This window comes from Streptomyces globisporus, from assembly GCF_003501885.1.
GTDB classification, from domain to species: domain Bacteria; phylum Actinomycetota; class Actinomycetes; order Streptomycetales; family Streptomycetaceae; genus Streptomyces; species Streptomyces globisporus_D.
Genome location: NZ_QWFA01000272.1, coordinates 1 through 5,992, shown reverse-complemented (window position 1 = coordinate 5,992; position 5,992 = coordinate 1). Strand labels below are relative to the sequence as shown.

Below are 5,992 nucleotides of genomic sequence, written 5' to 3'. Positions count from 1 at the left end.
CTCCACCGCCGCCGGCACCCCGGCCGCCGCCCCCTCGGCGATCCCCGCCCCGTCCGCGTACGCCCTCGACGCCAAGGTCGACCGCGCGCTCGGCGCCGCCACCGCCGGAACCTACCTCGACGCGAAGACCGGGAAGCTGGTCGTCACCGTCACCACCGACCGGGCCGAGGAGCAGGCCCGCGCCACCGGCGCCACCGTCCGCCGGGTGGCCCGCAGCGCCGCCCAGCTCGACGCCGCCATGGAGACCCTGGAGGCCGAGGCGAAGATCGCCGGTACCTCCTGGGGTGTCGACCCGCGCACCAACCGGGTCGCCGTCGAGGCCGACTCCTCCGTCTCCGCCCGGGACATGGCCCGCCTCGAAGCCGTCGCCGAACGGCTCGACGGAGCGGTCTCCATCAAGCGCGTCCCCGGTGAGTTCCGCCGCGAGGTACTGGGCGGCGGCGCGATCTACGGCGGCGGCAGCCGCTGCTCGGCCGCCTTCAACGTCACCAAGGGCGGGGCCCGTTACTTCGTGACCGCCGGGCACTGCACCAACATCTCCGCCAACTGGTCGGCCAGCTCGGGCGGTTCCGTCATCGGCGTCCGCGAGGGCACCAGTTTCCCGACCAATGACTACGGCATCGTCCGCTACACCGACGGTTCCTCGCCCGCCGGAACCGTCGACCTCTACAACGGTTCCACCCGCGACATCACCTCGGCCGCCAACGCCGTCGTCGGCCAGGCGATCCAGAAGAGCGGCTCCACGACCAAGCTGACCTCCGGCACGGTCACCGCCGTCAACGTCACCGTCAACTACGGTGACGGGCCCGTCTACAACATGGTCCGCACCACCGCCTGCTCGGCCGGCGGCGACAGCGGCGGCGCGCACTTCGCCGGATCCGTCGCCCTCGGCATCCACTCCGGCAGCTCCGGCTGCTCGGGCACCGCGGGCTCGGCCATCCACCAGCCGGTCACCGAGGCGCTCTCCGCGTACGGCGTGACGGTGTACTGACCCACGACCCGTACGCCGGTGAAGGTCGGCCGAGCCACGAGACGTACGACGTGACGGCCGACCGAGCCGCCGACGCTCCCGTACTGCAGGCAACCGATGCCCGCCCGGACCGCCGTGCCCCCGGTCCGGGCGGGTTATCCATGTGTGCTCCGCCTGCCCGTGCGCGGTCCGCGCCGCCCGGGCGGGTTATCCATGTGCGGTCCGCGCCGCCCGGGCGCGAGGATGGGCCCCATGACCGAGCCCGCCGTGCGCATCGCCCCCACCTACGAGCTGACCCCCGCCGAGCGCGCGGAGATCCGCGACCTGCTGGATGCCGCCTTCGACGGCGACTTCGCCGACGAGGACTGGGAGCACGCCCTCGGCGGCGTCCACGCCCTGATCCGGGACACGGACGGCCTCCTGATCGCCCACGGCTCCGTCGTCCAGCGCCGCGTCCTGCACGCGGACCGCTCCTACCGCGCCGGTTACGTCGAAGGCGTCGCCGTCCGCGCCGACCGCCGCCGCGAGGGCCTCGGCCACCGGGTCATGGCCGCCCTGGAGCACGTCATCGACGCGGCCCACGACTTCGGGGCCCTCTCCGCCTCCGACGCGGGCGCGGCCCTGTACGCCGCGCGCGGCTGGCAGGTCTGGCCGGGCCGGCTCACCGCCCTCGGCCCGGACGGCCCGCTCCCGCTCCCCGAGGAGGAGGGCAGCACCTACGTCCGCGCGGCTGCCGGACAGTCTTTGCCCGGGGCCGCCCACGCGTTGGCCTTCGACTGGCGCGACGGCGACCTCCTCTGAGCCGACGGACTCCTCCGGGCCGGGGGCCGCTCCCGGACGGACTGCCTCCAGGGCTGTGACCTGCGCCGATCCAAGAGGCCGTCTCAGATAGTAGGAAGTCCGACTAACTGTGGAGACAGGACGGCCCGACTGTCCTAACTTGGTAGAAGCCGAACGCATCGCTCGATCGAGCGACCGGCGGATGGTGGCGCACGCCCGAAGCAGGTAACCCCTGCCGCGTACGCTCCCCGCCCCTTCCGGCACCTCGAAATCCGATCCCGTTCCCCACCACCGCGCGGCGCTCCACCGCCCGCGCCGGTGCCACGCGATCTCAGGAATCTCAAGGAGTCGATCCATCATGGCCGAGACCACTGTCCGCCGCGTCCGTCACACCTCCCGCCAGGCCGAGGCCGAGCGCCGCAACGCCGCCGCCGCCCTCCAGCGCGCCCTGGACCGCCGCGACAACGGCGGCGAGACCGGCCACTGAGCCGCCTCCGCAGCCGTATTCCGCCCGTCCCGCCGTACCACCCACCCCACCCCGAACATCCTTGCGTCCGTCCATATGGCGGACGCCGGATGTCATGGGGTGGGACGCACCGTTAGGCTCCCGGCATGTCTCGCAGCATCGATCTCGCAGTGATCCCCGGTGACGGAATCGGCCAGGAAGTCGTGGCCCAGGGCCTCAAGGTCCTCAACGCTGTCCTCCCGCAGGATGTGAAGCTGGAGACCAAGGAGTACGACCTCGGCGCCCAGCGCTGGCACCGTACCGGCGACACCCTCCCGGACGCGGAGCTGGAAGCCCTCAAGAACCACGACGCCATCCTCCTCGGCGCGATCGGCGACCCGTCCGTGCCGTCCGGCGTCCTGGAGCGCGGGCTGCTGCTGAAGCTGCGTTTCGCCTTCGACCACTTCATCAACCTGCGCCCCTCCAAGCTCTTCCCGAACACCGCGACCCCGCTCGCCGGCCGCCCCGACATCGACTTCGTCGTTGTCCGCGAGGGCACCGAGGGCCCGTACACCGGCAACGGCGGCTCGCTGCGCACCGGCACCCCCGCCGAGGTCGCCACCGAGGTGAGCGTCAACACGGCGTACGGCGTCGAGCGCGTGGTCCGGGACGCCTTCGAGCGCGCGGCCGCCCGGCCCCGCAAGAAGCTGACGCTGGTCCACAAGAACAACGTCCTCGTCTACGCCGGCCACCTGTGGAAGAACACCTTCGACCGGGTCGCCGCCGAATACCCGCAGGTCAGCACCGACTACCTGCACGTCGACGCCGCGACGATCTTCTTCGTCACCCAGCCGGAGCGCTTCGACGTCATCGTCACCGACAACCTCTTCGGCGACATCCTCACCGACCTGGCCGCCGCCGTCACCGGCGGTATCGGCCTGGCCGCCTCCGGCAACATCAACCCGACGGGCGTGTTCCCGTCGATGTTCGAGCCGGTCCACGGTTCCGCCCCCGACATCGCCGGGCAGGGCAAGGCCGACCCGACCGCCACGATCCTCTCCGTCGCCCTTCTGCTGCGTCACCTCGGCTACGACACCGAGGCCACGCGCATCGAGGACGCCGTCTCCGCCGATCTCGCGGAGCGCGACGGAGCCGCCACGCGGACGACCGACGAGATCGGCGACGCCCTCGCGGTACGCGTAGCGAGCTGACCCGACGACTCCACTTCGAAGCCGCCGGGTCGCATCAGCGCCCGGCGGCTTCACCTGTGCGGCCCCCGGGTGCCACCATCGACCTCTGGACCGCATTCACACCATTTCGTGCACGGCCCCCCGCAAGTGATAATCGAACGCGGGGCCGTGGCTCGCGGTGAAGCTCGGACGTCCTAGGACCTGACCGGAAAACGTCGGGCCGAGGTGGCGTGAGCGCGGTCCATCACACACAAGACCGGTGAAGGACACGCACTCATGACGACGCCCACGATCGAGCTCAAGCCCTCCTCGAACCCGCTGTCCGACGCGGAGCGCGCGGCGATCCTGGCCAGCCCCGGATTCGGCCGACACTTCACCGACCACATGGTGACCATCCGCTGGACCGAGGGCCGCGGCTGGCACGACGCCCAGCTGGTCCCCTACGGCCCGCTGTCGCTGGACCCGGCCAACATGACCCTGCACTACGCGCAGGAGATCTTCGAGGGACTCAAGGCCTACCGCCAGCCCGACGGCACGGTCGCCTCCTTCCGCCCCGACGCCAACGCCCGCCGCTTCCAGCGCTCGGCCGCCCGGCTCGCCATGCCCGAGCTGCCCGTCGAGACGTTCATCGCGGCGTGCGACGCGCTGGTCCAGCAGGACAAGGCGTGGGTTCCGGCCCACGGCGGCGAGGAGTCCCTCTACCTGCGCCCGTTCATGATCGCCACCGAGGTCGGCCTCGGCGTGAAGCCGGCCAACGAGTACCTCTTCCTGGTCATCGCCTCGCCCGCCGGCGCCTACTTCCCCGGCGGCGTGAAGCCGGTCTCCATCTGGCTCTCCGAGAACCGCGTCCGCGCCGTCCCCGGCGGCATGGGCGACGCCAAGACCGGCGGCAACTACGCCGCATCCCTCCTCGCCCAGGCCGAGGCCGCCGAGCACGGCTGCGCCCAGGTCGCCTACCTCGACGCGGTCGAGCACAAGTGGGTCGAGGAGCTCGGCGGCATGAACCTCTACTTCGTGTACGCCCAGGAGGACGGCTCGAAGAAGATCATCACCCCGTCCCTCACCGGTTCCCTGCTCGCCGGCGTCACCCGCGACTCCCTCCTCAAGGTCGCCCAGGACCTCGGTTACGGCTCCGAGGAGGGCCGGATCTCCATCGACCAGTGGCGCGACGACACCGCGAACGGCACCCTCCTGGAGGTCTTCGCCTGCGGCACCGCCGCCGTCATCACCCCCGTCGGCCTGGTGAAGTCCGAGGGCGGCGAGTGGACCCAGAGCGGCGGCGAGCCCGGCGAGGTCACCATGAAGCTGCGGGAGCGCCTTCTCGACATCCAGCGCGGCGTCGTCGAGGACACCCACGGCTGGATGCACCCGCTCGGCTAGCCCCCCAGGCCCGTCCAGAAGGCCGCACCGGCTCCGCAGCCGGTGCGGCCTTTTGCGTGCCCGGGATATTGAGTGCTGCTCAAACCAGAGGCGAACGGGTCTTTCGGACGGCGTGCTACGACGGTTAGAGTGCCGCTCTAAACCCTCGTCCCAGGAGTCTCCATGCCCACCGCCCCCGCCCCCTTCCGTATGCCTCCCGAGTGGGCCCCGCACGAGCGCACCTGGATGGCCTGGCCGGGGCCCAACCCCACCTTCGCCTCCGACGCCGAGCTCGACGAGGCCCGCCGCGCCTGGGCCGCCGTCGCCCGGGCCGTACGCCGCTTCGAGCCGGTCACGATGGTGGTCGGACCGGGGCAGGAGGAGGGGGCGGCGGCGCTGCTCGGGCCCGACGTCGAGCTAGTCGTGCGCCCGCTCGACGACGCCTGGATGCGAGACATCGGCCCCACCTTCGTCACCGACGGCCGCACCCTCGCCGCCGTCGACTGGACGTTCAACGGCTGGGGCGCCCAGGGCTGGGCCCGCTGGGAGAGCGACCAGCACATCGCCCGGGCCGTCGCCGAGCTCACCGGCGTACCCGCCCACGCCTCCCCGCTCGTCAACGAAGGCGGCGCGATCCACGTGGACGGCGAGGGCACCGTCCTGCTCACCGAGACCGTCCAGCTCGGCCAGGAGCGCAACCCCGGCTGGAGCCGCGAACAGGTGGAGGCGGAGATCCACGCCCGCCTCGGCACCGAGAAGGCCATCTGGCTGCCCCGCGGGCTGACCGGCGACTACGGGACGTACGGCACGCTCGGCCATGTCGACATCGTCGCCGCCTTCGCCCGCCCGGGCACCGTCCTCGTCCACGTCCAGCCCGACCCGGCCCACCCCGACCACGAGGTCACCCGGGAGCTGCGGGCCGTCCTGCGCGCCGCCACGGACGCCAGGGGCCGCACCCTGGAGGTCGTCGAGGTGCCCGCGCCCACCGTGCTGCGCGACGAGGACGGCGCATGGGTCGACTACTCCTACATCAACCACTACCTCTGCAACGACGGCGTGGTCCTCTGCGCCTTCGACGATCCGCGCGACGAGGAGGCCGCCGCGATCTTCCGGGGCCTCTTCCCGGACCGTACGGTGACCCTCGTCGACGCACGTACGATCTTCGCCGGCGGTGGAGGCATCCACTGCATCACCCAGCAGCAGCCGAAGGTGCGAGCGAACCCATGACCCCCGCCCCCCGTCGCACCC

The 5,992-nt window shown here is 71.9% G+C and carries 6 protein-coding genes; all 6 read left to right on the top strand.

What is annotated here, in order from left to right; genetic code table 11:
- Positions 1-991: S1 family peptidase (locus tag D3105_RS31505; protein WP_133305732.1), on the top strand; the 991-nt coding region annotated here is incomplete at its 5' end.
- 231 nt (positions 992-1,222) lie between these two features.
- Positions 1,223-1,771, top strand: a complete 549-nt coding sequence (locus tag D3105_RS31500; protein WP_118906291.1) for a GNAT family N-acetyltransferase — start codon at positions 1,223-1,225, stop codon at positions 1,769-1,771.
- A 337-nt stretch (positions 1,772-2,108) separates the two neighbouring features.
- The gene (locus D3105_RS35810) at positions 2,109-2,237 is read left to right on the top strand and encodes a hypothetical protein (RefSeq protein WP_010056400.1); all 129 of its coding nucleotides are present in this window, start codon (positions 2,109-2,111) and stop codon (positions 2,235-2,237) included.
- Between the two features lie 125 nt (positions 2,238-2,362).
- Positions 2,363-3,406, top strand: a complete 1,044-nt coding sequence (locus tag D3105_RS31495) for a 3-isopropylmalate dehydrogenase (protein ID WP_118906290.1) — start codon at positions 2,363-2,365, stop codon at positions 3,404-3,406.
- A 255-nt stretch (positions 3,407-3,661) separates the two neighbouring features.
- The gene (locus D3105_RS31490) at positions 3,662-4,765 is read left to right on the top strand and encodes a branched-chain amino acid aminotransferase (RefSeq protein ID WP_118906289.1); all 1,104 of its coding nucleotides are present in this window, start codon (positions 3,662-3,664) and stop codon (positions 4,763-4,765) included.
- Positions 4,766-4,927: 162 nt separating this feature from the next.
- A complete protein-coding gene (locus D3105_RS31485; RefSeq protein WP_118906288.1) occupies positions 4,928-5,971 on the top strand; it encodes an agmatine deiminase family protein in 1,044 nt (347 codons plus the stop codon).
- The last annotated feature ends 21 nt before the right edge of the window (positions 5,972-5,992 follow it).